Below are 26656 nucleotides of genomic sequence, written 5' to 3'. Positions count from 1 at the left end.
GATTAGCGTGCGGCCAGCTTAGCCAGAATCGCTTCCACCATCCGCGTGGATTGCTGTGCCGCAACGCTCAGGAATTCATCGAAACTCAGGTGTGATGCTTTATCGGCTACATCAGAAATGGCACGCACCACCACAAACGGAACGGCGAACTGGTGGCAGACATGTGCGATTGCCGTTGCTTCCATTTCCACGGCAATGGCGTTCGGGAAGGTCGTGCGGATACGGGCTAATGGTTCTGCGCCATTAATGAAGGCATCACCGCTGACAACCAGACCGCGCACGGCGTTCAGTTGTAAATCGGCAATAGTTTCCTGTGCCAGCGCGATGAGTTTTTCATCGGCAGGGAAAGCGGCAGGGCAGCCCGCCATCTGACCGGGCTCATAGCCAAAGGCCGTGACGTCGGCATCGTGGTAACGAACTTCATCAGACACCACGATATCACCCACGTTCAAGCTAGGTGCCAGCCCACCTGCGGAACCGGTGTTAATGACGACGTCTGGCTTACTGTGTTCCAGCAGCAGCGTGGTGCCGAGTGCGGCGGAGACTTTACCGATACCCGATTTCAGCAGTGCGACTTCCACGCCGTTGATGTGTCCAGTGTAGATTTCGCAGCCTGCACGCTGGAAGGTCTGACGGTTTTCAATCCGATCGCGCAGTAGCGTTACTTCTTGTTCCATCGCGCCGATAATACCGACTTTCATAAGGTTCCCCGCAAATTCTGTTATAAATGGAAGGTGTGCATCACGGACGTTAGTCTATCATGGCTAGCGGGATGAGATGGAGTGTCCATCATTGTGCTGTAGCGGGATGACATGGAGAACTGTATGTCTGATATCGATTTCGCCAAAAAAATGAGCTTTCAGCGGCATTTCAGCCGACCTAAAACGGCTGACAGTGAATATGCGATTGTGCGCCAGTTTGAGAGCGATCGTGGTCGTATTATTAACTCCGCCGCCATCCGTCGCTTACAGCAAAAAACCCAGGTCTTTCCGCTGGAACGTAATGCGGCGGTCCGTTCCCGTCTGACCCATTCGATGGAAGTTCAGCAGGTGGGGCGCTATATCGCCAAAGAGATTTTGCACCGGCTGCAAGCTGATGGCCGGCTGGCATCGCTGGGTCTGGAAGACAGACAAACGCCATTTGAAAGCATGGTCGAAATGGCGTGCCTGATGCATGATATCGGCAATCCGCCGTTTGGGCATTTTGGCGAATCCGCGATTAACCAATGGTTTAGAACATTGCTGGATAGCCATTATCTGGACAATGAATCCCTGGAACGGGTCGATGACTGTAAAGTCCCTACGCTGCGGATGCAGCAGGACGGGTTGGACGAATTGCGTGGGCAAATCCGGCAGGATCTGAGCCACTTTGAAGGTAACGCACAGGCGATCCGACTGGTACACACGTTGCTGAAGCTTAATCTGACCTACGGGCAGGTGGCGTGTATTTTGAAATATACCCGTCCCGCATATTGGCACGGCGAACTGCCGGCGGATTACCACTATTTGATGAAGAAGCCGGGCTACTATCTGGCAGAAGAAGCGTTTGTCGCCAGACTGCGTGAAGAATTGGATATGGGGGAATTTCATCGTCATCCGCTGAGCTACATTATGGAAGCGGCGGATGATGTGTCCTACTGCATTGCGGATTTAGAAGATGCTGTGGAGAAAGAGATTCTCACGATCGAAGAGCTTTACGATCGCCTGCGTGAGAATTGGGGCGAGGGGGCAGAGAAAGACATCTTCGCGAAAACGATTGAACGTGCCTACAAAGAACGCGAGCGCTTTCAATGGCGTAGCCACGACGATCAGTTCTTCATGAATCTTCGCGTTTATACCGTGGGGCAAATGGTGCCGCATGCCGCGTTGCGTTTTATTGATAACCTGCCGGAGGTGTATGCCGGATCGTTCAATCAGGCGTTGCTTGAAGACGATAGCCCACAGAATCGCTTGCTAGGGATTTTCAAACGCGTCGCCTTAAAACACGTTTTTAATCATCATGAGGTTGAACAGTTGGAGCTACAGGGAGATCGCGTGATTCGCGGCCTACTGGATATTTATAGCCCACTGCTCGACATGCCCTATCAGGATTTCAGCCAGCTCGTTCGCGAAGATACACACAGGCGTTATCCGATTGAAACGCGGCTTTACCACAAGCTATCCAGCAAGCACTGTCTGGCTTATTGCGAAGCGGTTGCCGCGTTGGAAGCCTTGCCCGAAAGTGAGCGAATCGTCCGTGAGTATTATTATCGGGCGCGTCTGATTCAGGATTACATCAGCGGCATGACGGATTTGTACGCCTACGACGAATACCGCAAGCTGATGGCGGCAGATTAACGACGAACAGACGGCAATGGAAATCGCGAGTTTTGTAAAGCCGTTCAATATTTCCTTACGCTTCACGATCTTCCCCTTGGGAACATTGTTGGTCCATATTTATCTCATACAGCACGACCACTGAGTGTACCCGGTGTCGGGTACACGGGCCGTAAGACTCGCGTGTTGATTACTATGAGACATACTCCTATGAAAAGAAAATCACTGGTTTTGAGTGCGCTGGCGTTAAGTCTGGCGATGGCGATGGGCTCCACCACGGCGAATGCGGCTGAGTCAGCGGCGTCTGCCGCGTCATCGGGTCAGCTCCCTAGTTTGGCTCCCATGCTGGAAAAGGTCATGCCTTCCGTAGTGAGCATCTATGTGGAAGGGCATACCACCAATGCGGGCAATGCGGGAAAAGAAGGTATCCCACCGCAGCTTCAGCCATTTTTTGGTGAAAACTCGCCTTTCTGCCAGGACGGATCGCCGTTCCAGTCGTCGCCTGTGTGTCAGGGAGAAGGGGACGATGATGACAACGGCCAACAGCAACCAAAACAGGAAAATTTCCAGGCGCTGGGTGCAGGTGTCGTGATTAATGCGGAGAAAGGCTATGTGGTGACTAACAGCCACGTGGTGGAGAACGCCGATAAGATTCAGATTCGACTCAGCGATGGCCGTAAGTATGACGCCAAGATGTTAGGAAAAGATCCGCGTTCAGATATCGCACTGGTGCAGTTGAAAGACTTCAAAAATCTGACGGCTATCAAGGTCGCGGATTCTGACCAGTTGCGGGTCGGTGACTATACGGTGGCGATTGGTAACCCATATGGTCTGGGCGAAACGGCGACCTCGGGCATTGTGTCCGCGCTGGGGCGTAGTGGGTTGAATATTGAAAACTATGAGAACTTTATTCAGACCGATGCGGCGATCAACCGGGGGAATTCCGGTGGGGCACTGGTGAACCTGAATGGAGAACTGGTTGGTCTGAATACCGCGATTCTTGCGCCAGATGGCGGCAATATCGGGATTGGTTTCGCTATCCCCAGCAATATGGTGAAAAGCGTCGTGGCACAGATTGTCGAATTTGGCGAAGTGAAGCGCGGCGAGCTGGGCATTACCGGGACGGAGCTGAATTCTGAGCTGGCGCAGGCGATGAAAGTGGATGCCCAGCGTGGCGCGTTTGTAAGCCAGGTTCGGCCGAAATCGGCAGCCGATGAAGCGGGCATCAAGGCGGGCGATGTGATCGTGACGCTGAATGGAAAAGCGGTCAGCAGCTTCTCCGCGCTGCGGGCGCAGGTCGGATCGCTACCGGTGGGCAGCAAGGTGGATCTGGGGCTGTTGCGCGAGGGTAAACCGCTGACGGTTGAAGTGACGCTGCAACAAAGCAATCAGGCTCAGGTGGCTTCCGGTAATCTCTACTCTGGCATTGAAGGTGCCGAGCTGAGCAACACGCAGGTCGACGGTGAGAAAGGCGTCAAAGTGGATAACGTCAAACCCGGTTCCGCCGCGGCTAAAATTGGTCTGAAGAAGGACGACATTATTCTCGGGGTTAACCAGCAGGCGGTACAGAATATTGGCGAGTTGCGTAAAATTCTCGACAGCAAACCGGCAGTATTGGCGCTGAATGTGCGTCGTGGCGGCAGCACGATTTATCTGCTGGCTCAATAACCGCACCGCTCAGTACCTAAGCGGATAATTACCTTTTAAGACACCTTGTTACGTTGACCGATCGATCGGGCACTTAGGTGCTCGACCGTTTCCTGTTTTTTCATGAACGTGCTTTTGTGAGTTCTTCCACAGATTTAATCTAATTCCCGTTTCTTTGTTAATTTGCACAATGTGTGGCGCACCGTGTGGCGGTATGCTGGTGCAATTGTCAATGTTCCTCTCAGAGGTAAAAATGGCGTCGTATCATCTCAATGCCAAGATGGCACAGGATATTGTCGCGCGAACCATGCAGATCATTGATAGCAATATCAACGTGATGGATGCTCGCGGTAAGATTATCGGCAGTGGCGATCAGGAACGATTGGGGGAGTTACATGAAGGGGCTTTGCTGGCGCTCTCGCAGGGACGGGTTGTCGATATTGATGATGCCGTGGCGCGCCATCTGCACGGCGTACGTCCGGGCATTAATTTACCTTTGCGCATCGACGGTGAAATCGTTGGCGTTATCGGCCTGACGGGCAACCCCAGCCAGCTACGGCAATACGGCGAACTGGTCTGCATGACGGCGGAAATGATGTTGGAACAGGCGAGGCTGCTGCATATGCTGGCGCAGGATAGCCGCCTGCGCGAAGAGCTGGTACTGAACCTGATTCGCACCGACGATCTCTCCCCCGCCCTGATGGAGTGGGCGCAGCGCTTGGGCATCGATCTGAATAAGCCCCGCGTCGCGGCGGTGATCGAAGTGGACAGCGGGCAGCTTGGGGTGGATTCCGCTATGGCGGAGCTACAGCAGTTGCAAACGCTGCTGACCACGCCGGAACGTGACAACCTTATCGCTATCGTTTCGTTGACGGAAATGGTGGTGCTGAAACCGGCGCTAAATACCCACGGACGCTGGGATGCAGAAGATCACCGGCGTCGGGTGGATACACTGATGTCGCGCATGGCGGAAAGCAGCCGGCTACGGGTACGGCTGGCGCTAGGAAACTATTTTGCTGGCCCTGGCAGTATCGCGCGTTCTTATCGCACGGCACGTACGACCATGAGCGTGGGTAAGCAACGTATGCCCGCTCAGCGCTGTTATTACTATCAGGATCTGATGTTGCCCGTACTGTTGGACAGCCTGCGCGGCGGCTGGCAGGCAAACGAGCTGGTGCGGCCACTCTCGAAGCTGAAAGCAATGGATGGAAATGGTCTGCTGCGTCGGACGCTGGGTGCCTGGTTCCGTAATAATGTTCAGCCCGGTGCGACGGCGAAAGCGCTGTTTATTCATCGCAATACGCTGGAGTATCGTCTCAACCGTATCTCTGAACTGACGGGGTTAGATCTGGGGAATTTCGACGATCGTTTGCTGCTATACGTGGCTTTGCAACTCGATGAAGAAGAGTAGGGCCGAAAGAAACGGCGTTTACGCCCATCCTGACTCAAGCTGGTTTTCCCGCCGCACTCACCTGATGCCTTAGGGCATCAGGGCTATCCCATCTTCCCTCACAAAACGTCGTCAACGGCGACAAAATTGCTTAGATTGAAAACTATTACATAACCATTAACAATATAACGCGATAGCATAAATTATCGCGAAACAATATTTTTGCCCCCTCCCTATATCCACTATTGTCACTTCCATGTTGTCAGCCTGATATACCCGTCCTATTTCAAGCTGCATGCGCGCTGTGCAAAACGATCGCGTTTTGTCCTGCAAGTTGAATTATTTAATTTATTAATCAGTCACATCCGTCATGATTTTATCTGATACTTTCGAGCATTAGGGAGTGATAAGAATGTCAATACGTCGTCTGGGGTTATCTGTTGCTACGGCAGCACTGTTGTTTTCCGGTGTGGCCTCGGCGGCTACCGAATTATTAAACGTGTCTTACGATCCGACGCGTGAGCTGTATCAGCAATACAATGCGGCGTTTATTAAGCATTGGAAAGCGACCACCGGTGAAGATATCACCATCAAAAACTCGCACGGCGGCTCTGGAAAGCAGGCGCGTTCGGTGATTGACGGCTTGCAGGCTGACGTGGTGACGCTGGCGCTGGCTGGGGATATCGATGCATTAAATCTGAATCAACAGCTGATCGATCCTAAATGGCAGGCGCGTTTGCCTGACAACAGCACGCCTTACACTTCCACCATCGTTTTTCTGGTGCGTAAAGGTAATCCAAAACAAATCAAAGACTGGAACGATCTGGTGAAGCCGGGCGTTGAAGTCATCACGCCAAACCCTAAAACTTCTGGCGGCGCGCGTTGGAACTTCCTGGCGGCGTGGGCATATGCTAAAGCGCAACCGGGCGGCAATGATGAAACCGCACTGAAATTTGTGACTGAGTTGTATCGTCATGCGCCAGTTCTGGATACCGGTGCGCGTGGGGCAACCATTAGTTTTGTACAGCGTCAGTTAGGCGATGTGCTGCTGGCATGGGAAAACGAAGCGTACCTGTCTCTGCAAGAGCAGGGCGGCGATCAGCTGGAGATCGTCACACCGTCTCTGTCGATTCTGGCTGAACCGCCGGTTGCCGTTGTCGACAAAGTCGTTGAGCGCAAGGGAACGCAGAAACAGGCTGAAGCCTATCTGCAATACCTCTACAGCGACGAAGCACAGCGCATCATCGGTAAAAATTTCTACCGTCCGCGCAACGCCAAGATTGCCGAAGAGTTTAAAGATCAGTTTGCCCCTGTGAATCTGGTGACGATTGATAAGGATTTCGGCGGCTGGAAAGCGGCACAGGACAAATTCTTTAATGATGGCGGCGTGTTCGACGCAATCTTTAAAGAGATCAATAAGTAAGTTTTAACGTCTGACGGATTAAGGCCGCTATCACATAGCGGCTTTTTTCAGGTTAAAAGGCTGGCGAGAGCTGCCCTAAACCCTCTGTCAGGTAGCGCGTGTCGGCAAGCAGTTGTTGGCTGGGTAGTGAGTATGAAAATTAAAGGCACGGTATGTCACAGCGTTCTTCCTCAGTGATTCCCGGTTTCGGGCTAACGTTAGGGTTCAGCCTGAGCTATTTAGGATTAATTGTCCTCATTCCGTTGGCGGGGATGTTTTTATATGCCAGTCAACTAACGTTTGGGCAATTTTGGGATTTGATAACCAGCCGTCAGGTGCTTTTTTCCCTGCGGCTTTCGTTTGGTACGGCGCTGGCGGCGGCTTTTATTAACGGCATTCTCGGGACGTTACTGGCCTGGGTGCTTGTGCGTTATACCTTTCCCGGCCGTAAAGTGATCGATGCCATGATCGACATGCCCTTCGCTCTGCCAACCGCAGTCGCGGGGATTGCCCTGACGGCGTTGTATGCACCGAATGGCCTGATTGGCTCGCTGTTTCCGTTCAAAATTGCCTATACCGGTATTGGTATTACGCTGGCGCTTATTTTCGTGACGCTGCCTTTTGTGGTCAGAACGCTGCAACCGGTGCTTGCTGATATTCCTAAAGAAGTCGAGGAGGCCGCCGCCTGTCTGGGCGCGCGTCCGCTTCAGGTTTTCCGCCATGTGTTGCTGCCTGCACTGTTGCCGGCGTGGCTGACGGGTTTTGCACTGGCCTTTGCGCGCGGTGTTGGGGAATACGGCTCCGTGGTGTTTATCGCGGGGAACATTCCGTTTAAAACCGAAATCCTGCCGCTGCTGATCGTCTCCAAGCTCGATCAGTATGACTATAAAGGCGCTACTGGGATCGGCGTGTTCATGCTGCTGGTTTCTTTCATTATGCTGCTGCTGATTAACGTGTTGCAGCGCCGCATTCAACCGAAACTGTAAGGGCTGGTCGTCATGGAACAGGTTATTTCCGCTCAGGCCAGCGCGGCTAAAAGAAAAAAGCAGCCCGCAGCCTATTACATTCTGGTTTCACTGGCGTGGATCGTCTTTTTTCTGATTCTGGTGCTGCCGCTGATGATGGTGGTGACTCAGGGGCTGGATAAGGGGATCGATGCATTTTGGGACGCAATTACTGAACCGGATGCGATCTCCGCACTTAAGCTGACGCTGCTTGCGACCGTCATTTCCGTGCCATTGAACGTGGTGTTCGGGCTGGCGACGGCGTGGTGTGTGACGAAATTCGAATTTCGTGGCAAGAGCTTTTTGCTGGCGCTGATCGATCTGCCGTTTTCCGTTTCCCCCGTTGTGGCGGGGTTGGTTTATGTGCTGCTGTTTGGCGCACAAAGCAAGATTTATCCCTTCCTGCTTGAACACGATCTGCAAATTGTTTATGCCGTGCCGGGCATCGTGCTGGCGACGATTTTCGTCACGCTGCCTTATGTTGCCCGTGAGCTGATTCCGCTGATGGAAGAACAGGGGTCGCAGGAAGAAGAAGCCGCGCGTCTGCTGGGGGCGAACGGTTGGCAAATGTTCTGGCATATCACGCTGCCGAATGTGAAGTGGGCGTTGATCTACGGCGTGGTGCTGTGTACTGCGCGCGCGATGGGGGAATTTGGTGCCGTTTCCGTCATTTCCGGCCATATTCGCGGCTTGACGAACACGCTGCCTCTGCATATCGAAATTCTTTATAACGAGTACAACATCGTTGCGGCCTTCAGCGTGGCGATTCTGCTGCTGATCATGTCGCTGGTAGTGCTGTTACTGCGCCAGTGGAGTGAAGGTCGATTGACGAAGCAAATACAGAAACAACAGGAGTTGGCCAAAAATGAGCATTGAGATTCGCAATATTAATAAACAATTTGGCCAGTTCCGGGCGCTGAACGAGATTAATTTGTCGATCCACAGCGGCGAGCTGGTGGCGTTGCTGGGGCCATCGGGCTGCGGTAAGACCACGCTGCTGCGTATTATCGCCGGGCTGGAACAGCCGGATAGCGGCAGTATTATTTTCCACGGTCAGGATGTGTCCGTCCACGATGTGCGCAAACGCAACGTAGGGTTTGTATTCCAGCACTACGCGCTGTTTCGTCACATGACCGTGTTCGATAACGTCGCGTTTGGGCTACGCATGAAGCCGAAAAATATCCGGCCATCAAAGAGTGAAATCGAAAAGAAAGTGCATGAGCTGCTGAATCTGGTGCAACTGGACTGGCTGGGGGATCGCTATCCTGAGCAGCTTTCCGGCGGTCAGCGCCAGCGTATTGCACTGGCGCGTGCCTTGATCGTCGAACCGAGCATTCTGCTGCTGGATGAACCTTTTGGCGCGCTGGATGCCAAGGTGCGCAAAGAGCTGCGCCGCTGGCTGTCTCAGTTGCATGAAGATATCGATCTGACGTCGGTATTTGTGACGCACGATCAGGAAGAGGCGATGGAAGTGGCTGACCGCATCGTGCTGATGAATAAAGGCGTGATTGAACAAATCGGTACGCCGGCGGAGGTGTATAACAACCCTGCCAGCGAATTTGTTTACCATTTCCTTGGCGACAGCAACCGGTTGAAAGTGGCGCAGACGGAAGAGACGATTCTGTTCCGTCCGCATGAGGTGTCGCTATCTGTTCAGGCACAGGAAGGTTATCAGGCGGTGACGGTACGGGATATTCGTCCACTTGGTGCCTTAACACGTCTGTCGTTGAAGCTGGGTGAACAGTCAGAGCTGATTGAAGCGGAAGTCGCAAAAGATGATGCAAGCCTGAACGGACTACAGAAAGGCGATGTGATTCAGTTCAAGCCTAAGCGCTACAGCCACGATTGGGAAATTTGATGGGTAGATCGTAGAAATAAAAAACCCGCGAAATTCGCGGGTTTTTTGCTTTTATCGGAAATGCCTGCCGTATGGTAAGGATTAGCGATAAGCGGGATTAGAGGCAACAGAGTAACGGCCGCTGCCCACCAGCATGATGATAATACCAGCAAAGAAATAGAGTGCTTCCAGTTCCAGCGCCCAGGCGCCAACGTCGGTCAGGGTGAAGAATTTACCCGTGCCAACCATCAGCGTTGCCACAACCAGCGTCAGCGCGGCAATCAGGCCGGAAATACGGGTAAATACGCCCAGAATAATCAGAATCGGTGCAACGACTTCGCCCACGTAGACACCGTAAGCGATAAAACCTGGCAGGCCTGCGCCTTGCAGCATCTGTACGATCCAACCCACACCGTGCTCAATTTTTGCTACGCCGTGAAACAGCAGCAGAATACCCACGGTTAAACGCAGTAAAAGTTTACCTGCATCGGGATGATCGGTTAAACGCGTGAACCACTGATTCAACTGAGAAATCATACTAGACAACCTCGTGAGTTAGCGAAAAGTGCTAAAGTGCTATTGGATATAAGGCGGCAGTGTCGTCGATTTAACGCCTGAATAGAAAACAAATAAATTTGATATTTTCTGTCAAAAAATTAGGTGAAGCGCGTCAACCTGGATAAGCATCACACCGCGATTTTAGAGGGCTAACGATAGATGGGCGTTCAACACCCATCTATCGCTGATGTTTGAGAAGGCACGTAATGGCAGTGCAGAACATCACGCTGCCGTATCGGCTACCTTGCGTTTCAATAGTCAATCGAATACGTCAGAGCGAATGTGCGCCCTTGTGCTGGCAGACTGGAAAGTTTGCCATAGGTGGCTTCGGCCTGCTGGCTGTAGACGGTTTTATAGTCACGATTGGCCAGATTGTAGATGCCAAAGCCGACTTGGCCGCCCAACAACGGAGCATGCGCGATGAGGTCGAACACGGTATAACCCTGAATCTTGGCTGCTGGCGTGGAACGGATGCTTGAGCTGACAGCTGCGGATTTGGCGTCATTATAAGCGCGGTCGGTTCCGCCGACGGTCAGGGATTGCAGACGTAATCCGTATCCATCAGCGAATGTCCAGTCGCTGTATAACGTGGCTTTCAGCGGAGCGACTCGGAACGCGTTGAGTTCGCGCCATTTGCCAGCGGCGTCTTTATATTCGCCTCGGGTATAGGCAAGCGTGCCGCCAACATTCCAGCTTTCAGACAGCGGATATTGCAGGTTGCCTTCCATGCCCCAAATACGTTCGTCGGTATCGGCTACTGATACACTGTAGTCACGGTTGAACTGCACCACTTTATCGGACGTGTTGTAGAACGCAGTAACGCCAGCATTCAGGCCACGGTTATCCCTCATACGCCAACCGAGCTCATAGTTGTTGACTTTGATGGAGTCGATACTGTCGCCGTTAATGGTGAATGTCGCTGGTACGTCGCGCAACATGCGCTGTGTGTCGGGCAGGCTGAAGCCTTGAGAAAAATTGGTGAATAACTGATGAGTATCGGTCAACTGGTACACTAATCCCAGGTTATACAACGTTTCGCCGTGCTTCACTTGACCGCCTTCTAACTGCCTGGCCTGATAGCCAGCTACCCGATCTGCCGTGATGGCTTCGCTGTAAGGCGTTGAGGTGGAAACCTTGTTGCGGATGATCTCGTGGCGCAGACCCGCCTGTAGGTTAAGACGTTGAGTCAGCGCATAGTCCGATTGCAAGAATAGGCCGGTTTTGTCCACTTGAACATCCGGCCCCATGGCGTAACGGTTTTCGGCTTGATAACGCAAGCCGTTACTGGCGATGAAGGTGTTGATACCGTAGGACTGCCCACTCTGGCTGTCTTTTTCCTGTTCGTAGTCAAGACCATAGGTTAACTGTAGGTCACGTCCTGCCAGACTCAGGTTCTTTTGCAATGCGGTACGCACTCCCCAGACATCAATATCCGTATTTGATTGCATTGCTACATACGTGCTGCCGCCAGGCAGCGCTGAGTGTGTGACCGCAGAGACGGAAGGGAACCAGCGTGATTGCTCTTTGCGATAATAGGCCTCAGCTGTCAGTTGCTGACCGCCCAGTATGTCTCGATTCTGGTATTGGGTATTGAAACCGTAATGCCGGGTACGGGGTTGGTCGTCAAGTTGCAGCCCTTTGATGCCCTTGAGGCTCGGCTGAAACGTTGCGGGAGTGAACAGCGCGGCCAATCCAGGGCCATAATCGGGGCCGTAGTCGCTGTCTTGCTCATCATTGTAATACCTGAACGCGCCGCTCAACTGCTGGTTGTCATCCAGATTCCAGGTTAGTCGACTGTTGAAATCGAGACTGGTCGTGTTCTGACGATCGGTTTGGGCGATTTCCGGCCCGATTCGATCGCCGTGGGCATTGCGCATGTCCCCTTGTGAGGTATAGCTCAGTCCGGCAAAACCGCTGACGTCATCGTTATGGAAAGAGGCGGTTTGCGTACCGCTGTAAGCCAGATCGGATGTAGACGGCTTATCTACGCTTTTCAATCCAAACTGACTGCTGAAAGCATAAGGTTCATCATCGGCATTACGGGTGATGATATTGATTATGCCGCCCGTAGCACCCGCGCCATAGAGGCTTGTGGCACCCGATACGACTTCGACACGTTCGATCATTGTCGGTGAGATGCTGTTGAGCTGCCGCGAACCGTCACGCGAGCCGGTGAGTGGTACGCCGTCGATCATGACCTGTACCGTGCGTCCGCGCATGGTCATACCGTAGTTACTGGTGGTCCCGGAAGCGGTAGCCAGGCCAGGTACTAACTGACCGAGAATATCGGCAGTAGACCTGCCTGCGGAGGATTGTTTGGCGATATCTTCGCGTTCAATGCTGTAAACCGTCCCGGCGATGTCGGCAATGTTTTTCACCGAGCGGGCCGCCGTTACCGTCATGACATCGGTGTCCTGTACGGGAGGCGTATCGGTCTGTGCATACGCCTGCGCACTGATGGCCAGACTCAAGAAGGTTACCCGCGCGGGGGGCGCAAGATATCGCATAATGTCTCCTGAATAACTGAATGATAAGGGTTAAATGGTTTTGGTCAGATGTTGTCTGATGAGCGGTCGGCACAGTAGAACGCTAAGTAGCGACAGCACGCCGAGCAGCAGATAATAAGCGCCATAGCCCAGCCCTGCGGCGAGAAAGCCGGAAAGCGAACCGCCAAGGAAAAATACCAGAAGTTCAAAGCACACCAGCACGGTGAAGTCGGTGCCAGCCTGTTGACGGGAGCACAGGCGCATGAACAGCGCATAAAGGCTGGTCATCGCCATGTAGCGGATCGCCAGCATCACGATGACCAGCGTGCCGAGCCCAAACCCTGACATCATGGCTGAGCCGCTGTAGAGCAGCGCGGCGAGCAACAGATAGACGCCGCTGCGCAGCCAGCCAGCGCGAACCAGCAGTACGTCGGACGAGTAACGTTTGAGCGCCCATGCGGTGATGACAGCACTCAGCAACCCGACTCCCGCTCCCGCCACCGACATCAAAAGGCCGATTTCCACCAGTGTCCATTGCTGATCGACCAGCAGCGGAGTCAGCATTGCCATGGCGGGGGCTTCAACCAGTCGGTAAAGCAGAATGAGCAGTAAAGCCCAGCGTATTTCACGACGCCTGAACGTATTGGCGAAATTGGGGCGTTCGGATGCCGGGGATAGCCGCGGACGTTCATTAATCCAGGTGACGGCGATCATGGTCAGCGCAGTTAATACCGCCAGAGACAGCAAGGCGCTGCGCCAGCCGGACAATTGATACAACAGCAGGATGCCAGCTCCGCCGATCATGCTGCCCAGCGCCACGCCGATGCTTTGCGCCATGCTGCCAAGACGATGCTCGGATTCTGCCAGTGATTCCACCGTATAGCCGTCGATGGCGATATCCTGCGTGGCAGCCCAGGTCGAGATCCATAACCCAATCAGTACGAAGGGAAGCAAGCCATAATCCAATCCGGTGAACGCCAGAACCAATACTCCGCCTGCCAGTGCGAGTTGCGTCAGCCATAACCAGGTGCGACGACGCCCCAGCACAGGCAGATAATAACGGTCAATTACCGGTGCCCAGATAAATTTGCAGGCCCAGGGTAGATAAAGCAGTGAAAGCATGCCTATCCAGCGTAGATCTACTCCCTGGCTACGCAGAATGCTCGGTAGAGCGACGTTGTAGAAATACAGTGGCAGGGCATGCGCTAAATAGAGAATCACGATCGCCGTCAGCCCTAATCGGCCGATCGGCGCGAACTCACTCGCTCGTTTCATCATTCACCCATGCCCATCATGCGTTCAGCAATCCAGTGATAGCCACTGGACCTCTCAAGTGTGACGAAGTACGGCACGCCCCAGGTTCGGTGTAGGGCGGGGACATCCAGACGAGCCTGTTCGGCTGCGTCACGGGCAATGCGCACCAGACCACGGCAGTAGTGCTGAAACGCGGGTTTGTGCTGTCGATACCAGAATGCCTGAATGGATCGGTAATCGGGAGCGAACTCGGTGTGCGCTAGCGTGCTAGCGATGAAGAAAAAGGGTTGTTTCGATTCGAGAAGCTGCTCAATGCACGCCAGCCATTCACGTATTTCCTCTGCGCTGACACTCTCCTGAAACACCGCGTCGACCAGCGCGGTTTGTGTGACACGTAAAACCATGCGTTGTTACCCTTAAAATGAAAAATGTCACAGACCTTAGACAGTCGATTGCCGTCATGTTACAAATGAGAATACTTCTAATTCAAATCGTTCGCTTAGGCTAAAAAAAGAAAAAGTTAGGCGCGACGATATTTATTCAGGTACGTTTCATGCGTGTATTCACCTGCGACCAATTAAGTCAGGCAGCCAGTGAACAGGGAGGAAAGCTGCATTTCGGCCAGGAGTTGCCGAGCGACCAGCCCGTGTTGGCTGGTTGGCAGCGGATTCAGTCCTTGGGTAATGGTCTGGTACTGTATCTGAGCCAGAGTGAAGATTTGATCGATGCGTTTAGTCAGAATTTGCTGTCACCGGGAATTACTGCCGCGTTTCTGCTTCAGGGGCAAGCGGATGTGAGTCTGGCTGGTCAGCGTCTGCGTTTCGATGCTCATTCCGCCCGTCAGCGCGCAATGTTGGTTAATCTGACGGATAGCGATCAGTTTCAACGTCATTGGCAGGCGGGCAGACGGGAAACCAAGATCTGCCTGAGTTTCAGCCCTGCCTGGTTTGAACGGTTTGCCAACGAGAGTGGCCTGTGCAGCAGCAGTTTGCTGCAATTCAGGCGTGCGCACTGGCAAAGCCTGTCATGGCAACCCGCTCCGGATGTCCTGCAACGTGCCTGTCGGCTGGTTTTCGACGATCGGTCTCCGGTTTCGCTTATCCAGCGTTTGCAATGCGAGAGTTTTGCGCTGGATCTGGCGACGGATATATTACGGAGTATTGATGCGTCGCCCCAGCAAAAGCGTTTTGGCGCTCACCTTGAATGTTGCCTGATACGCTTGAAAGACTGGCTGGATAGCGGAGAAGCCGATCGCCTGAGTATCAGCCAGATGGCTAAGACGTTGGGGACTAACCCGGTTGATTTGCAGAATGGTTTTCGTACCCGTAACGGTATCACTATTGCTGCCTACCTACGTAAGCATCGGCTGGAACGAGCCTATCAGGCGCTCCACCGACATGCCGTGTCTGTCGATGAAGCGGCCGCGCTGGCGTGCTATGAACATGTCAGTAGTTTCAGCGCCGCGTTTAAGAAGCAGTATGGATTCCCGCCTTCACAGGTCAAATAGGGTAGGGGGCACCATCATGATGGTTGGGTGGCTCCCTATCTTCAATTATTTTTTCATTTTGATTTTGGTAATACATCAAAATAGGTGAGACGTGCAGGCTGATGTTATCGCTCGACTTGCCCTTCGCGTTAATGCGAACGAGGTAGTCTGGTTTGAAAAACAGATGAAACAGAGAAATAGAATATTTGATGGATTTACTTTAGAGAGGAATCACTTTGCGGAAGTGGTGGGTCGTGCAGGATGACTCGGCCTTTGGCCTCGCCCCTTTGGGGTCAACGCTGGCGCGTTGCTGTCTCGCTTCGCTCGGCTCGAACCTGAACGCAGCTTCTCACCTGCACGATACGTGCAATAGGTAATACTTAATGGATTTACTTCAGAGAGGAATCACTTTGCGGAAGTGGTGGGTCGTGCAGGATTCGAACCTGCGACCAATTGATTAAAAGTCAACTGCTCTACCGACTGAGCTAACGACCCGCAGAAGTGGTGGGTGATGACGGGATCGAACCGCCGACCCCCTCCTTGTAAGGGAGGTGCTCTCCCAGCTGAGCTAATCACCCACTTCTGAACTACATTTACTTCTTGATTTACTTCAACTTCTAATAAGAAGACCAGCTGGTATGAGATTGGTGGGTGATGACGGGATCGAACCGCCGACCCCCTCCTTGTAAGGGAGGTGCTCTCCCAGCTGAGCTAATCACCCAATCTCAAATCTTCTTACTCTACACAGCGAGACACTTTTACATAAACTTCGTAAAGAGTGGTGGGTGATGACGGTATCGAACCGCCGACCCCCTCCTTGTAAGGGAGGTGCTCTCCCAGCTGAGCTAATCACCCCCGCTGTGTGGAGTGGCATTATAGGGATCCTTGAATGTGAGTCAACGCTTTTTAAAACTAAAATGATTGTTCGTTGTAAAATTAGGCAAGGCGTCGTATTTATCGCCGCCAGTGCTGCATCCTTGCGCAATTTAGCCTGCTATCTTGTTATTTCCGCCAGAATAAAAGCACGGTCTGCATGTTACGGCGTTGAGGAATCGAAGCAGAGTGATAGAATGTTGCCCACTTTTGTTCTCTGAGCTTATGTCGGTCTGTGCCGACAGCCGTTGCGTAATAAGGCTGTAATCCCAAATGAAAATCAAAACCCGTTTTGCCCCTAGTCCTACTGGCTATCTTCATGTCGGTGGCGCTCGTACCGCGCTTTACTCTTGGCTGTTTGCCCGTCATCAGGACGGCGAGTTCGTGCTGCGTATTGAAGATACCGATCTGGAGCGTTCAACCCAAGACGCGATTGATGCCATTATGGATGGTATGAACTGGCTGAGCCTGAACTGGGATGAAGGCCCGTACTACCAGACTAAACGTTTTGACCGTTATAACGCGGTTATTGACCAGATGTTGGAAAACGGAACGGCATATAAATGCTACTGCTCTAAAGAGCGTCTGGAAGCGCTGCGTGAACAGCAGATGGAAAACGGCGAAAAGCCTCGTTATGACGGCCATTGTCGTGGTTCTCACGAGCATCATGCTGATGATGAGCCACACGTTGTGCGTTTCCTTAACCCGCAGGAAGGTTCGGTCATCTTCAATGACCGCATTCGCGGGCCGATCGAATTCAGCAATCAGGAACTCGACGATCTGATTATCCGCCGTACCGACGGCTCACCAACCTACAATTTCTGTGTCGTTATCGATGACTGGGATATGGAAATCACGCACGTTATTCGTGGTGAAGACCATATCAACAACACGCCGCGCCAGATCAACATTCTGAAAGCGTTGGGCGCACCGGTGCCGGAATATGCGCATGTGTCGATGATTCTGGGCGATGATGGCAAGAAATTGTCCAAACGTCACGGTGCGGTTGGAGTGATGCAATACCGCGATGACGGCTATCTGCCGGAAGCGTTGCTGAACTATCTGGTGCGTTTAGGCTGGTCATCTGGCGATCAGGAAATCTTCTCTATTGATGAGATGAAGTCTCTGTTCTCGCTGGACGCCGTCAGCAAGTCTGCGAGCGCTTTCAATACTGAGAAGCTGCAATGGTTGAACCATCACTATATTAACCATTTACCAGCAGAATACGTGGCAACGCATTTGTCATGGCATATTGAGCAAGCTGGAATTGATACCCGTACCGGACCGCAGTTGAGTGAATTGGTTGGCCTGTTGGGCGAACGTTGCAAAACGCTGAAAGAAATGGCGGACTCTTGTCGTTATTTCTATGAAGATTTTGCTGAGTTTGATGCCGATGCTGCGAAGAAACATCTGCGTCCGGTTGCACGTCAACCGCTTGAGCTGGTACGTGAGAAGCTGGCAGCGATTACCGATTGGACGGCGGAGAACATTCATCACGCCATTCAGGGCACGGCAGATGAACTGGATCAAGGCATGGGTAAAGTCGGTATGCCGCTGCGCGTTGCGGTTACGGGGGCAGGCCAGTCTCCGGGGGTTGACGTGACAGTGCATGCGATTGGTCAGCAGCGTTCGCTGGCGCGTATTGATAAAGCGCTGGCGTTCATTAGCGAGCGTGAAGCACAGCAGTAATCGCTGTCGCGTAGATAGCGTTATACAAAACGAACCCCGGCCTGAGAGTCTAATGCCGATCGTTTAAAGATCGAGATACCGGGGGCTACCACGGTGCGAGGTATCCCTGCGGGAACCTCATCACCGTGTTTCCCCCTAAATCCATGTTTAAGTGAACAGCATTAGGCCTGAGAGTCGGGGTTTTTTATTGTTTTATCTGAGAACCGTTTTATCTGAGAACGGTGCTGCCTGATAACTATTGACCAGCGATAGCGACTGCTTTGCCTATGGCATCTGGGATCACATCGCCGTGTCCTTTACCGCGGAACAGAATAAAGTCAGTTTTTGTGCCCTGTTCGTTGAGCTGCGCGACCAGCGTTTTTGCCCTTTCCACCATTTTTCTTTGGCTGAGTCGTTCTGCCCGCTTTTCATCGACCGGTTTACCCGCCTGCGTTTTCACAGGCTCATCCTCATTTTCCCCCGCTGTGACAGTAATTGATAACGGCGATGTGGAAAGCAGCGGCGTTCTGGCGGGAACCACAACGCCATTTCCCCACCAGATAGATGGGCTGGCGGCAACATAACGCTGGAAAGATTCGGTGTGGTTAAAAAGCGTATAGAGCGTAAACAGACCACCGAAAGAGTGCCCAGCCAGCGTTTGTTTTTGCTTATTGACGGCGTAGTTTGTTTCAACCCACGGTTTTACCGTGGATTGCAGGAATTGGTAAAACGCTTCCGCTTCGCCGCCCGCGGCAAAATCTGGGTCGGTAATGGTGGTTGGTGGCGTGTAGTCGCGCGTGCGAGCGGGAACATCGTAAGGTTTATCGATCGGATAACCGACCGCGACAATCAGCGGTGCCGCGCCGTTTTTTGCGTTATAGCTGTTTACGGCAACAGGAAACTGGGCATTGCCATCCAGCATATACAGAACCGGATAGCCACCTTCTGGTGCGGGGTGGCGGGGAAGTGCGATGAAAAGTCGATAAGCATGTTGCGCGTCGCTTTTCATCTCGACTTGCCTGATCTCAAATTGAGCTTTTGCGTGTTCGGTAATATCAGGAATGGTTGGCTGTGCCCGGACGGGCAAAATACCAGACGCTGATACTATCAGAGAGAATACAATCATAGGAAAGTAGCGCATGTGATGGGGCTTATAGTAGAAGGCAGAAGCGTAACGTAGAGTGATGATAATAAATCGCGTTATCGTTAGCAGCTTTTTATTGTGCTTATGATGGGACAACATCGAAATTGTCGTCTGTTTTTTCTCACCTTTGGCGTCTTTTTCAGCGGTTAATCGGATTACCGGATTTAGCCGTTGACACTGTTAATCGGGTTTCATATTATGCGACGCGTTCGCACAGTACTCGCCTTTACGGTGATGCTGTAAGATACGGGGCTATAGCTCAGCTGGGAGAGCGCTTGCATGGCATGCAAGAGGTCAGCGGTTCGATCCCGCTTAGCTCCACCAAACACTCCCTCTGTTTGGTTGATTATCACGAACATTCCACACGTTGTGGGGCTATAGCTCAGCTGGGAGAGCGCTTGCATGGCATGCAAGAGGTCAGCGGTTCGATCCCGCTTAGCTCCACCAAATTCTCTTATCCTTTCTTATTATCCCGTTATCTCGATCTATTCCGATTCAATCGACATGCTTAATTTGCTCAATACGTTTGTCAGTAATTGCGTGTGAGCGGTTCTTTGTGAATGTTTCCTTATAAAGGATCGCTGGTCGCCCTCGTGCTTTGAAGGCAACCAAACCGTTATCGCTTAGGCCTCTTCTGGAAGCCTTGGCGTCCAGTCTATTGGCGATAGCCCTTGCTGCTCGAGAAGCCGGTTAGCCTGCGAAAAATGTTTGCAGCCGAGGAAACCGCGGTGTGCAGACAGTGGAGAAGGGTGCGGCGATTTCAGAATATGGTGGCGCCGTTGGTCAATAATATTGCCTTTCTTCTGGGCATGCGAACCCCACAGCAGAAAGACCAGACCTTCCCGTTGCTCATTGAGTGCCGCAATCACTCGGTCGGTAAACGTTTCCCAGCCCAGATTAGCATGCGAATGTGCCTGCCCGGCTTCAACGGTTAATACCGTATTGAGCAGTAAAACGCCTTGCTCTGCCCAGCTTTGTAAAAAGCCGTGTCGTGGAATTTCAAATCCAGGGATGTCGTTCGCCAATTCTTTATAAATATTGGCCAGAGAAGGCGGAGCGGGTACGCCTGGACGGACAGAAAATGACAGCCCGTGTGCCTGATTCGGGCCGTGATAGGGGTCTTGCCCCAGAATGACGACTTTGACCTGATGCAGTTCGGTAAAGCGGAATGCGTTGAAAACATCCTTCTGCGGGGGATAGATAGTCTTACCCGCGGCACGCTCTTTTCCAACGAATTCAAGGGTATTGATAAAATAAGGCTGCTGCTTTTCTTGTGCCAGCACGTCATGCCAGGTGAGAGAGGTCGCCATCATGCACTCTTCTTTTACAGGTTTAATGGTGTTGTGGGTAGCTTACCGATCTATCGTGCCGAGGTAAAACCGTAACCGTCGTTCTCTGGATGAAAAGGGCTTTCTTTGAAAAAAAATTGAAAATTTACAAAAATATTTGCAACTTAGCGTTCTGGTAAAATTGATATAAAACAATAAATTGCCTTCGCGTGGCGGCATGGTGGGGTTTTAAAATTGATTTAAGTCAAGGATGCTTGGCTATCAGGCTGGTATATAAGAAGGCAGATACAAACGGTTTTATACGATCGTTACGAAATTCGTCAATTTTTACCGATAACGATGTTAACTAAATCAGTTTTAACTAAGACAATAACACGCCGTTTTACGGAGGCAATTATGGTTACGGGTATTCAAATCACCAAGGCTAACGACAGCGCGCTGATCAATTCTTTCTGGTTGCTGGACGAAGAAAAATCACAGGCGCGTTGCGTGTGTGCTAAATCAGGCTATAGCGAAGATCAAATCGTTCCAGTGAGCGATCTGGGTCAGATCGAATATCGTGAAATTCCGCTGGAAATCAAACCTGAAGTGCGTGTGGAAGGCGGTCAGCACCTGAACGTGAACGTTCTGCGCCGTGAGACGCTGGAAGATGCCGTTAAGCATCCAGAAAAATATCCACAGCTGACCATCCGTGTATCTGGCTATGCTGTGCGTTTCAACTCACTGACGCCAGAACAGCAGCGCGATGTTATCGCCCGTACGTTTACCGAAAGTCTGTAAGCTGTTGTCCAAGCATTAACAGAAAGGGAGCCGAGGCTCTAATGCCGATCGTTTAAGGATTAGTTGAACGATCCAGCCGTTGGTGTAAAAAAGGTTCATGACATTCATGGACCTTTTTTTATGCAACTTTCTCAGGCTCTTGGCATTATCAATCTTACTGCGCCGGAACAGATTCACACTCTGGCTGATCTCCTACCCGTTAGCATGATTGAACAGGCATTAACGCTCACTGATACCGTCACGCTGCGCAAGCGAAAACTCCCCCTTGAGTCCATGGTGTGGCTGGTTATTGGCATGGCCGTATTCAATCAGCGCCCTCTTTCCCACATCGTTAATCTCATGGATATCGCTGATCGCTCCGGCACCCCGTTCATCGCCCCCAGTTCAGTCATACAACGGCGGCAGACGCTCGGTGAGGCTGCTGTCAGAGAACTGTTTGATATCACACAACGACACTGGAACGAACAGGCTCAGCACCCACAATGGCATGGGCTTAACCTCTTTGCCGTCGACGGTGTGGTCTGGCAAACGCAGGATACACCGGAAAATGAGGCGGCCTTCGGCAAGGCCTCCAATCAGCACGGCGACAAGGGTTACCCGCAGGTGAGAATGGCTTGCCTGATGGAACTGAGCAGTCATCTGATAACCGCCAGTGCGTTCGGCCGCTACGATGTCAACGAGATGCGGCTGGCAGCAGAGCTGACCGGAAAAACACCAGATAACAGCATTACCCTGTTCGACAAAGGGTTTTACTCCGTCGGTTTACTGCATCACTGGCGAACAGCGGGGGAAAATCGGCACTGGCTGCTGCCGTTGAAGAAAAATACGCAATACGAAGTGATAAGCAAGCTGGGCAGGCAAGACAGACTGGTACGGATAAAGACATCGCCGCAGGCGCGTAAACAATGGGCGACGCTGCCGGAGAGCATCACAGCGCGGTTGTTAACGAAGATGATAGAGGGAAAAACGCGAGAGGTGCTTACGTCACTGACGGACCCGATGCGTTATCCGGCGGCGGAGGTGAACGCCCTTTACGCTCACCGATGGGAAATCGAGTTGGGATATCGCGAGGCGAAACAAGGCTTGCTGGGTAACAGGTGGCATTTACGGAGCAGACTGCCGGAAATGGTGAGGCAGGAGTTGTGGGGCGTGCTGCTGACGTACAATCTGGTGCGTTATCAGATGGTGAAAATGGCGTTTACGCTGAAAGGAGATTACCTGCCGTATCAGTTGAGCTTCAGCGGCGCCCTGACGGAAATCTGGCGATTACTTATCGGTCTGCCGGGTTCATCACCGGGTGCGATACCAGGACATCTGAAGCATTTTTATGAGCAGGCAATCTATCTGGTATTGCCGTTAAGAAGGGAGCGAAGTTACCCCCGAGAAATCAGGGGAAGACGAGCGAAATATCCGTTAAAAAACAATGCCGGTCACCTTAAGTGACCGGCATTAGCCGAGGCTCCCTTTTTTATATCACTATTATTCGCCTGACGGCTCATCGGCTTTCTGCGTTGGCTGACGACGCTTACCGATATTTTTGCTATCGCGATAGCGAACTTTCACCTTAACTTTTTCTTTTTCCTTCGCTTTCTTCTCTTTTCTCTGAGCCAGCACTTTTTTCGACGGTTTGCCCGTGGTTTTAGGGCTTGGTGCTTTGGTCGTTGGGCGAAGTTCATCAATGACGCGCGGTTTTAGCGGTTCATTCAGGTAGCGGCTGATTTTTCCCAGCAGCAGATGATCGTGCGCTTCGACGAAAGAGATAGCACAGCCTTTACGGCCCGCGCGGCCAGTGCGGCCAATACGGTGAAGATAAGTGTCCGATGTGCGTGGTAAATCGAAGTTGAAGACGTGGCTGACATCGTTAATATCGATGCCGCGTGCCGCCACGTCCGTAGCAACCAGCACGTTGACGCGCCCGTCGCTCAGGCGTTTGATCGCTTCGTTACGTTTGGCCTGCACCATTTCACCTTCGAGGTAGCAGGCGGTAATGCCCGCTTCACGCAGCCAGGCAACCAGTTCATGCACACGCTCACGTTTGCGCACAAAGACAATAGAACGCGTCACATCCGGCTGTTTTAGCTGATGGCAGAGCAGGGCGGTTTTGTGTTTGATGTCGTCGGCGCGGTAATACCATTGCAGAATTTTTTTGCGTTCCCGACGAGATGGATCGGATTCGATTTCAACCGGATCGTTGAGCAAACGCTCGGCGAAATCTTTGATCGCGTCCCCTTCCAGCGTCGCAGAAAAGAGCAGAGTTTGCTTACGCCAGCGGGTTTCCCCGGCGATGTGTTCAATATCCTGAGCGAAGCCCATGTCCAGCATTCTGTCCGCTTCATCCAGAATCAGCGTTTCTACTGCGCGGCAATCGAAGTTTTCTTCTTTGATGTATTGCAGCAGACGACCGGTTGTCGCGACGACGATATCCTGATTTTCACTGAAGACTTCAGCGTGGTTCATGTAGGCCACGCCGCCGGTGATCGTGGCGACATCCAGATGCGTGTGTGCCGCAAACGCGCGCGCCTGATCGGCTACCTGCATGGCGAGTTCACGGGTTGGCGTGAGGATCAGAATACGAGGCGGACCTGATTTTTTACGAGGGAAATCGATAAGATGCTGCAAAACAGGTAGCAGATAAGCGGCGGTTTTACCGGTTCCTGTCGGCGCAGAACCCAGTACATCGCGGCCTTCCATCGCCGGTGGGATTGCCGCAGCTTGAATCGCGGTCGGGCGTTCGTAGCCCATGTCACGCAGGGCGTCTAACAGGCTTTCATCAAGATCGAGCTCGGAAAAATTGGTTACAGTCATGGTCTACCTCTGTTTGGGGCGCCGATTATAGACGGATTGGCCGGGTTCTTCACCTGTTTAAGCAGACAACGGCGCTTTTCCTGTACTGACGTTTCACCTATGCTACTGCGGTTTGCGTTTGGAATCTTATTTTCATGAGTCATCAGGCTGATAATAAACTGACATTGCGTCGGGATGGATTTACCTTCAAGCAATTCTTTGTGGCGCACGATCGCTGTGCCATGAAGGTGGGGACCGACGGCATTTTGCTGGGCGCCTGGACGCCGGCGTCCTCGGCCACGCGGATCCTTGATATCGGTAGCGGTTCCGGTCTTCTCGCGCTGATGCTGGCGCAACGTTCTGAATCGCATGTTCGGATTGATGCCGTCGAACTGGATAGCGCCGCGAGTCAGCAGGCGAAGGAAAACGTTGCAGCTTCGCCATGGGCCGACAGAATTACGGTCTATGCTGAGGACATCGTGGGGTTTGCTGAGACACGAATCGCCGACTACTCCTTGATTATTAGCAATCCGCCTTATTTCCCGCCGGGGATCGCGTGCGGATCGGCTGAACGTGAGCAGGCGCGTTATACCACCTTATTAACTCATGATGCCCTGTTGCGCTGTGCGCATCAACTGCTGGCCCCTGAGGGGCTTTTTTGCGTGGTGTTGCCCGTTCAGGTTGCGGAGAAATTTATTCCGCTGGCACAGCAGCATAACTGGTACGTTCACCAGCAGCTTCGCGTATCTGAACAGGAAGATAAACCCGCGCACCGTGTTTTGCTGGCGTTGTCTCGTCAGACAAGAGAATGTGTGAATGCCTCGCTCGCAATTCGTGATGCAGAAAGACGTTACTCGACGGCTTTCCAACAGCTGACAAAAGATTTTTATCTCTTTATGTAACTCTTATTCTTTTATGTAAAAAGCAGACGCCTTGTTGCTGCGTCTGCCTTTGCTGAGCGAATAATTCTCTGTGAACGACGATTTTATAAACTCTGATTTTATAAACTATGTCTTTATAAACTACGGCACTAAAATGGTTGGCGTCGGCGCGTCGAACTGTTCTGGATAATCCAGGGTATAGTGCAGCCCGCGGCTTTCTTTTCTTTCCAGCGCGCAGCGGACGATGAGTTCGGCGACCTGCACCAGATTACGCAGCTCCAGCAAATTGTTGGAAATACGGAAGTGGGCGTAATACTCATTGATTTCCTGCTGAAGCTGATGGATGCGGCGCTGTGCCCGCTCCAGCCGCTTCGTGGTTCGCACGATCCCAACGTAATCCCACATAAACAGACGCAGTTCGTGCCAGTTATGCTGGATCACCACCTGTTCGTCGGAGTTGTCGACCTGGCTTTCATCCCAATCTGGTAATTTTTTCACCGCTTTGATTTGCGGTAAGCGCTGCAAGATATCCTCCGCGGCGGACCAGCCGTAAACCAGACACTCCAGTAATGAGTTGGACGCCATGCGATTCGCACCGTGCAATCCGGTGTAGCTGACTTCGCCAATCGCATACAGGCCGTCAAGATCGGTACGGCCATGTTGATCGACCATCACGCCACCGCAGGTGTAGTGTGCGGCGGGGACGATGGGGATCGGTTCACGCGTCAGATCGATGCCGAGAGATTGCAGCTTTTCATCGATGGTCGGGAAGTGCTGTTTGATGAACGCTTTGGGTTTGTGGCTGATATCCAGATACATGCAGTCTGCGCCGAGCCGTTTCATCTCATGGTCAATCGCGCGGGCGACCACGTCGCGTGGGGCCAGTTCGCCTCTGGCGTCGAAGTCGGGCATAAAACGCGTGCCGTCAGGGCGTTTCAGGTATGCGCCTTCACCGCGCAGCGCTTCCGTCAGCAGGAAATTTCGCGCCTGTGGGTGGAATAGGCAGGTCGGGTGAAACTGATTGAATTCCAGATTTGCCACGCGGCAACCCGCGCGCCAGGCCATGGCAATACCATCGCCAGAGGAAATATCAGGATTCGTGGTGTATTGATAAACCTTGGATGCCCCGCCCGTCGCTAAAACTACCGTTTTTGCCCGGCAAGATTCGACGCGCTCGCGTTCACGGTTCCAGATATAAGCACCGACAATGCGACGTGTACCGGGCAAACCCAGCTTATTTGAGGTAATCAAATCGACGGCGTTGCAGCGTTCCATAATCTGAATATTCGGATGGGATAGCGCTTTCTGCACCAGCGTATTTTCCACTTCTTTTCCGGTTGCATCCGCCGCGTGCAGAATTCGACGGTGGCTATGCCCGCCTTCGCGTGTGAGGTGATAGCGTTCTTCGCCGCTGGTGCTGGTTTCAGTATCGAATAGCACGCCTTGTTCGATAAGCCATTGCACGCAGTGTTTGGCATTGCTAGCGATAAACTCAACGGCTTCCCGTTCACACAGGCCATCGCCAGCGATCAGGGTATCTTCGATATGGGAGTCAATCGTGTCGGTTTCATCAAAAACGGCTGCGATGCCGCCCTGAGCATAAAACGTCGCGCCTTCGTTGAGCGGGCCTTTGCTTAATACCGTCACGTTGGCATGAGAAGCCAGACGCAGCGCCAGTGAAAGCCCGGCAGCGCCGCTGCCAATGATTAAAACATCACAGACGTATTCAGTGGTCGTTTGCATGGTCGTGTCGTGGGTGCAAAAAGAAGAGGAAATCCGATGTTAGCACCCAATGCTTGATTGCTGCATTGGTTTTTAGCCCCTTCTCTGCGCTATAAATAAACGTATGGCAGATCAG

The 26656-nt window shown here is 52.4% G+C and carries 21 protein-coding genes, 6 tRNA genes and 1 other RNA gene; 14 read left to right on the top strand and 14 right to left on the bottom strand.

Translation table 11 applies throughout. The features are described from left to right. Positions 1–2 precede the first annotated feature (2 nt). On the bottom strand, positions 3–701 hold the full coding sequence (mtnN, locus tag LCF41_RS16255; protein ID WP_225085470.1) for a 5'-methylthioadenosine/S-adenosylhomocysteine nucleosidase: 699 nt from the start codon (positions 699–701) through the stop codon (positions 3–5). A 123-nt stretch (positions 702–824) separates the two neighbouring features. Between mtnN and dgt the strand changes: the two genes are divergently transcribed. The 7 genes from dgt (at position 825) to LCF41_RS16220 (ending at position 9616) form a co-directional block, all read left to right on the top strand. Next, positions 825–2336: a dGTPase gene (dgt, locus tag LCF41_RS16250; protein WP_225085469.1), complete on the top strand. Its 1512-nt coding sequence runs from the start codon at positions 825–827 to the stop codon at positions 2334–2336. Between the two features lie 189 nt (positions 2337–2525). Next, on the top strand, positions 2526–3983 hold the full coding sequence (gene degP / locus LCF41_RS16245; RefSeq protein ID WP_225085468.1) for a serine endoprotease DegP: 1458 nt from the start codon (positions 2526–2528) through the stop codon (positions 3981–3983). 232 nt (positions 3984–4215) lie between these two features. Next, positions 4216–5373 (top strand): CdaR family transcriptional regulator, encoded by a 1158-nt coding sequence (locus LCF41_RS16240; protein WP_225085467.1) that lies wholly within the window; start codon positions 4216–4218, stop codon positions 5371–5373. Between the two features lie 397 nt (positions 5374–5770). Then, entirely contained in the window at positions 5771–6775 is a 1005-nt protein-coding gene (locus LCF41_RS16235; protein ID WP_369987577.1) for a sulfate ABC transporter substrate-binding protein, read from the top strand. A gap of 152 nt (positions 6776–6927) precedes the next feature. Continuing rightward, the gene (cysT, locus tag LCF41_RS16230; RefSeq protein ID WP_010280704.1) at positions 6928–7740 is read left to right on the top strand and encodes a sulfate ABC transporter permease subunit CysT; all 813 of its coding nucleotides are present in this window, start codon (positions 6928–6930) and stop codon (positions 7738–7740) included. A gap of 12 nt (positions 7741–7752) precedes the next feature. After that, positions 7753–8634, top strand: coding sequence for a sulfate ABC transporter permease subunit CysW (cysW, locus tag LCF41_RS16225; RefSeq protein ID WP_225085466.1), 882 nt, complete (start codon positions 7753–7755; stop codon positions 8632–8634). Continuing rightward, complete coding sequence (locus LCF41_RS16220) at positions 8624–9616, top strand: sulfate/molybdate ABC transporter ATP-binding protein (RefSeq protein ID WP_225085465.1); 993 nt, start codon at positions 8624–8626, stop codon at positions 9614–9616. Before cysW ends, LCF41_RS16220 begins: the two co-directional genes overlap by 11 nt. Positions 9617–9697: 81 nt before the next feature. Here LCF41_RS16220 and LCF41_RS16215 read toward each other — a convergent pair whose 3' ends face one another. The 4 genes from LCF41_RS16215 to LCF41_RS16200 form a co-directional block, all read right to left on the bottom strand. Next, positions 9698–10132: a DoxX family protein gene (locus tag LCF41_RS16215; protein ID WP_225085464.1), complete on the bottom strand. Its 435-nt coding sequence runs from the start codon at positions 10130–10132 to the stop codon at positions 9698–9700. A 272-nt stretch (positions 10133–10404) separates the two neighbouring features. Beyond that, the gene (locus tag LCF41_RS16210; protein ID WP_225085463.1) at positions 10405–12660 is read right to left on the bottom strand and encodes a TonB-dependent receptor; all 2256 of its coding nucleotides are present in this window, start codon (positions 12658–12660) and stop codon (positions 10405–10407) included. A 30-nt stretch (positions 12661–12690) separates the two neighbouring features. Then, positions 12691–13917 (bottom strand): MFS transporter, encoded by a 1227-nt coding sequence (locus tag LCF41_RS16205; RefSeq protein WP_225085462.1) that lies wholly within the window; start codon positions 13915–13917, stop codon positions 12691–12693. Further along, positions 13914–14297, bottom strand: a complete 384-nt coding sequence (locus tag LCF41_RS16200) for a hypothetical protein (protein ID WP_225085461.1) — start codon at positions 14295–14297, stop codon at positions 13914–13916. The genes LCF41_RS16205 and LCF41_RS16200 overlap by 4 nt, the downstream gene beginning before the upstream one ends. A 149-nt stretch (positions 14298–14446) precedes the next feature. Between LCF41_RS16200 and LCF41_RS16195 the strand changes: the two genes are divergently transcribed. Next, positions 14447–15400 (top strand): helix-turn-helix domain-containing protein, encoded by a 954-nt coding sequence (locus LCF41_RS16195; protein WP_225085460.1) that lies wholly within the window; start codon positions 14447–14449, stop codon positions 15398–15400. A 224-nt stretch (positions 15401–15624) separates the two neighbouring features. Here the strand turns inward: LCF41_RS16195 and LCF41_RS16190 are convergent. The 5 genes from LCF41_RS16190 to LCF41_RS16170 all read right to left on the bottom strand — a co-directional run bounded on the left by LCF41_RS16190 (position 15625) and on the right by LCF41_RS16170 (position 16234). Then, a non-coding RNA gene (locus LCF41_RS16190) (RtT sRNA) lies at positions 15625–15752 on the bottom strand. A gap of 46 nt (positions 15753–15798) precedes the next feature. Then, positions 15799–15874 (bottom strand) — tRNA-Lys (locus LCF41_RS16185). Positions 15875–15881: 7 nt separating this feature from the next. Beyond that, positions 15882–15957 (bottom strand) — tRNA-Val (locus LCF41_RS16180). A 67-nt stretch (positions 15958–16024) separates the two neighbouring features. Beyond that, positions 16025–16100: transfer RNA gene (locus tag LCF41_RS16175), tRNA-Val, on the bottom strand. 58 nt (positions 16101–16158) lie between these two features. Next, positions 16159–16234: transfer RNA gene (locus LCF41_RS16170), tRNA-Val, on the bottom strand. 291 nt (positions 16235–16525) lie between these two features. Here LCF41_RS16170 and gltX point away from each other — a divergent pair. After that, positions 16526–17941 carry a glutamate--tRNA ligase gene (gene gltX / locus LCF41_RS16165; protein ID WP_225085459.1) on the top strand — a complete coding sequence of 472 codons (1416 nt, stop codon included), beginning with the start codon at positions 16526–16528 and terminating at the stop codon, positions 17939–17941. Positions 17942–18176: 235 nt separating this feature from the next. Here the strand turns inward: gltX and LCF41_RS16160 are convergent, their stop codons facing one another. Then, positions 18177–18929, bottom strand: coding sequence for an alpha/beta hydrolase (locus tag LCF41_RS16160; RefSeq protein ID WP_225085458.1), 753 nt, complete (start codon positions 18927–18929; stop codon positions 18177–18179). A gap of 383 nt (positions 18930–19312) precedes the next feature. Here LCF41_RS16160 and LCF41_RS16155 point away from each other — a divergent pair. Both LCF41_RS16155 and LCF41_RS16150 read left to right on the top strand, forming a co-directional pair. Beyond that, positions 19313–19388 (top strand) — tRNA-Ala (locus LCF41_RS16155). A gap of 47 nt (positions 19389–19435) precedes the next feature. Next, a tRNA-Ala gene (locus LCF41_RS16150) sits at positions 19436–19511 on the top strand. Positions 19512–19687: 176 nt separating this feature from the next. On the opposite strand, the gene ung is transcribed toward LCF41_RS16150, so the two are convergent. Then, on the bottom strand, positions 19688–20374 hold the full coding sequence (gene ung / locus LCF41_RS16145; protein WP_225088203.1) for a uracil-DNA glycosylase: 687 nt from the start codon (positions 20372–20374) through the stop codon (positions 19688–19690). Between the two features lie 375 nt (positions 20375–20749). Here ung and grcA point away from each other — a divergent pair, with 375 nt between their 5' ends. Then, positions 20750–21133, top strand: coding sequence for an autonomous glycyl radical cofactor GrcA (gene grcA / locus LCF41_RS16140; protein ID WP_180743908.1), 384 nt, complete (start codon positions 20750–20752; stop codon positions 21131–21133). Positions 21134–21253: 120 nt separating this feature from the next. Continuing rightward, entirely contained in the window at positions 21254–22576 is a 1323-nt protein-coding gene (locus LCF41_RS16135) for an IS4 family transposase (RefSeq protein ID WP_225085457.1), read from the top strand. Positions 22577–22612: 36 nt separating this feature from the next. Here LCF41_RS16135 and srmB read toward each other — a convergent pair whose 3' ends face one another. Next, on the bottom strand, positions 22613–23938 hold the full coding sequence (srmB, locus tag LCF41_RS16130) for an ATP-dependent RNA helicase SrmB (protein ID WP_225085456.1): 1326 nt from the start codon (positions 23936–23938) through the stop codon (positions 22613–22615). Positions 23939–24072: 134 nt separating this feature from the next. Between srmB and trmN the strand changes: the two genes are divergently transcribed. Beyond that, a complete protein-coding gene (trmN, locus tag LCF41_RS16125; protein ID WP_225085455.1) occupies positions 24073–24819 on the top strand; it encodes a tRNA(1)(Val) (adenine(37)-N(6))-methyltransferase TrmN in 747 nt (248 codons plus the stop codon). A gap of 120 nt (positions 24820–24939) precedes the next feature. On the opposite strand, the gene nadB is transcribed toward trmN, so the two are convergent. After that, positions 24940–26541 (bottom strand): L-aspartate oxidase, encoded by a 1602-nt coding sequence (nadB, locus tag LCF41_RS16120; protein ID WP_225085454.1) that lies wholly within the window; start codon positions 26539–26541, stop codon positions 24940–24942. Between the last annotated feature and the right edge of the window lie 115 nt (positions 26542–26656).

The organism is Pectobacterium colocasium (assembly GCF_020181655.1).
In the GTDB taxonomy this organism is placed as follows: Bacteria; Pseudomonadota; Gammaproteobacteria; order Enterobacterales; family Enterobacteriaceae; genus Pectobacterium; species Pectobacterium colocasium.
The sequence above is the reverse complement of the archived record's forward strand: the minus strand, read 5'-3'. Positions and strand labels throughout refer to the sequence as shown.

What these genes read in the sequence shown, in the direction of transcription:
- mtnN (WP_225085470.1), bottom strand. Translation starts at nt 701, where the DNA reads ATGAAAGTCGGTATTATCGGCGCGATGGAACAAGAAGTAACGCTACTG.
- dgt (WP_225085469.1), top strand. Translation starts at nt 825, where the DNA reads ATGTCTGATATCGATTTCGCCAAAAAAATGAGCTTTCAGCGGCATTTC.
- degP (WP_225085468.1), top strand. Translation starts at nt 2,526, where the DNA reads ATGAAAAGAAAATCACTGGTTTTGAGTGCGCTGGCGTTAAGTCTGGCG.
- LCF41_RS16240 (WP_225085467.1), top strand. Translation starts at nt 4,216, where the DNA reads ATGGCGTCGTATCATCTCAATGCCAAGATGGCACAGGATATTGTCGCG.
- cysT (WP_010280704.1), top strand. Translation starts at nt 6,928, where the DNA reads ATGTCACAGCGTTCTTCCTCAGTGATTCCCGGTTTCGGGCTAACGTTA.
- cysW (WP_225085466.1), top strand. Translation starts at nt 7,753, where the DNA reads ATGGAACAGGTTATTTCCGCTCAGGCCAGCGCGGCTAAAAGAAAAAAG.
- LCF41_RS16220 (WP_225085465.1), top strand. Translation starts at nt 8,624, where the DNA reads ATGAGCATTGAGATTCGCAATATTAATAAACAATTTGGCCAGTTCCGG.
- LCF41_RS16215 (WP_225085464.1), bottom strand. Translation starts at nt 10,132, where the DNA reads ATGATTTCTCAGTTGAATCAGTGGTTCACGCGTTTAACCGATCATCCC.
- LCF41_RS16210 (WP_225085463.1), bottom strand. Translation starts at nt 12,660, where the DNA reads ATGCGATATCTTGCGCCCCCCGCGCGGGTAACCTTCTTGAGTCTGGCC.
- LCF41_RS16205 (WP_225085462.1), bottom strand. Translation starts at nt 13,917, where the DNA reads ATGATGAAACGAGCGAGTGAGTTCGCGCCGATCGGCCGATTAGGGCTG.
- LCF41_RS16200 (WP_225085461.1), bottom strand. Translation starts at nt 14,297, where the DNA reads ATGGTTTTACGTGTCACACAAACCGCGCTGGTCGACGCGGTGTTTCAG.
- LCF41_RS16195 (WP_225085460.1), top strand. Translation starts at nt 14,447, where the DNA reads ATGCGTGTATTCACCTGCGACCAATTAAGTCAGGCAGCCAGTGAACAG.
- gltX (WP_225085459.1), top strand. Translation starts at nt 16,526, where the DNA reads ATGAAAATCAAAACCCGTTTTGCCCCTAGTCCTACTGGCTATCTTCAT.
- LCF41_RS16160 (WP_225085458.1), bottom strand. Translation starts at nt 18,929, where the DNA reads ATGAAAAGCGACGCGCAACATGCTTATCGACTTTTCATCGCACTTCCC.
- ung (WP_225088203.1), bottom strand. Translation starts at nt 20,374, where the DNA reads ATGGCGACCTCTCTCACCTGGCATGACGTGCTGGCACAAGAAAAGCAG.
- grcA (WP_180743908.1), top strand. Translation starts at nt 20,750, where the DNA reads ATGGTTACGGGTATTCAAATCACCAAGGCTAACGACAGCGCGCTGATC.
- LCF41_RS16135 (WP_225085457.1), top strand. Translation starts at nt 21,254, where the DNA reads ATGCAACTTTCTCAGGCTCTTGGCATTATCAATCTTACTGCGCCGGAA.
- srmB (WP_225085456.1), bottom strand. Translation starts at nt 23,938, where the DNA reads ATGACTGTAACCAATTTTTCCGAGCTCGATCTTGATGAAAGCCTGTTA.
- trmN (WP_225085455.1), top strand. Translation starts at nt 24,073, where the DNA reads ATGAGTCATCAGGCTGATAATAAACTGACATTGCGTCGGGATGGATTT.
- nadB (WP_225085454.1), bottom strand. Translation starts at nt 26,541, where the DNA reads ATGCAAACGACCACTGAATACGTCTGTGATGTTTTAATCATTGGCAGC.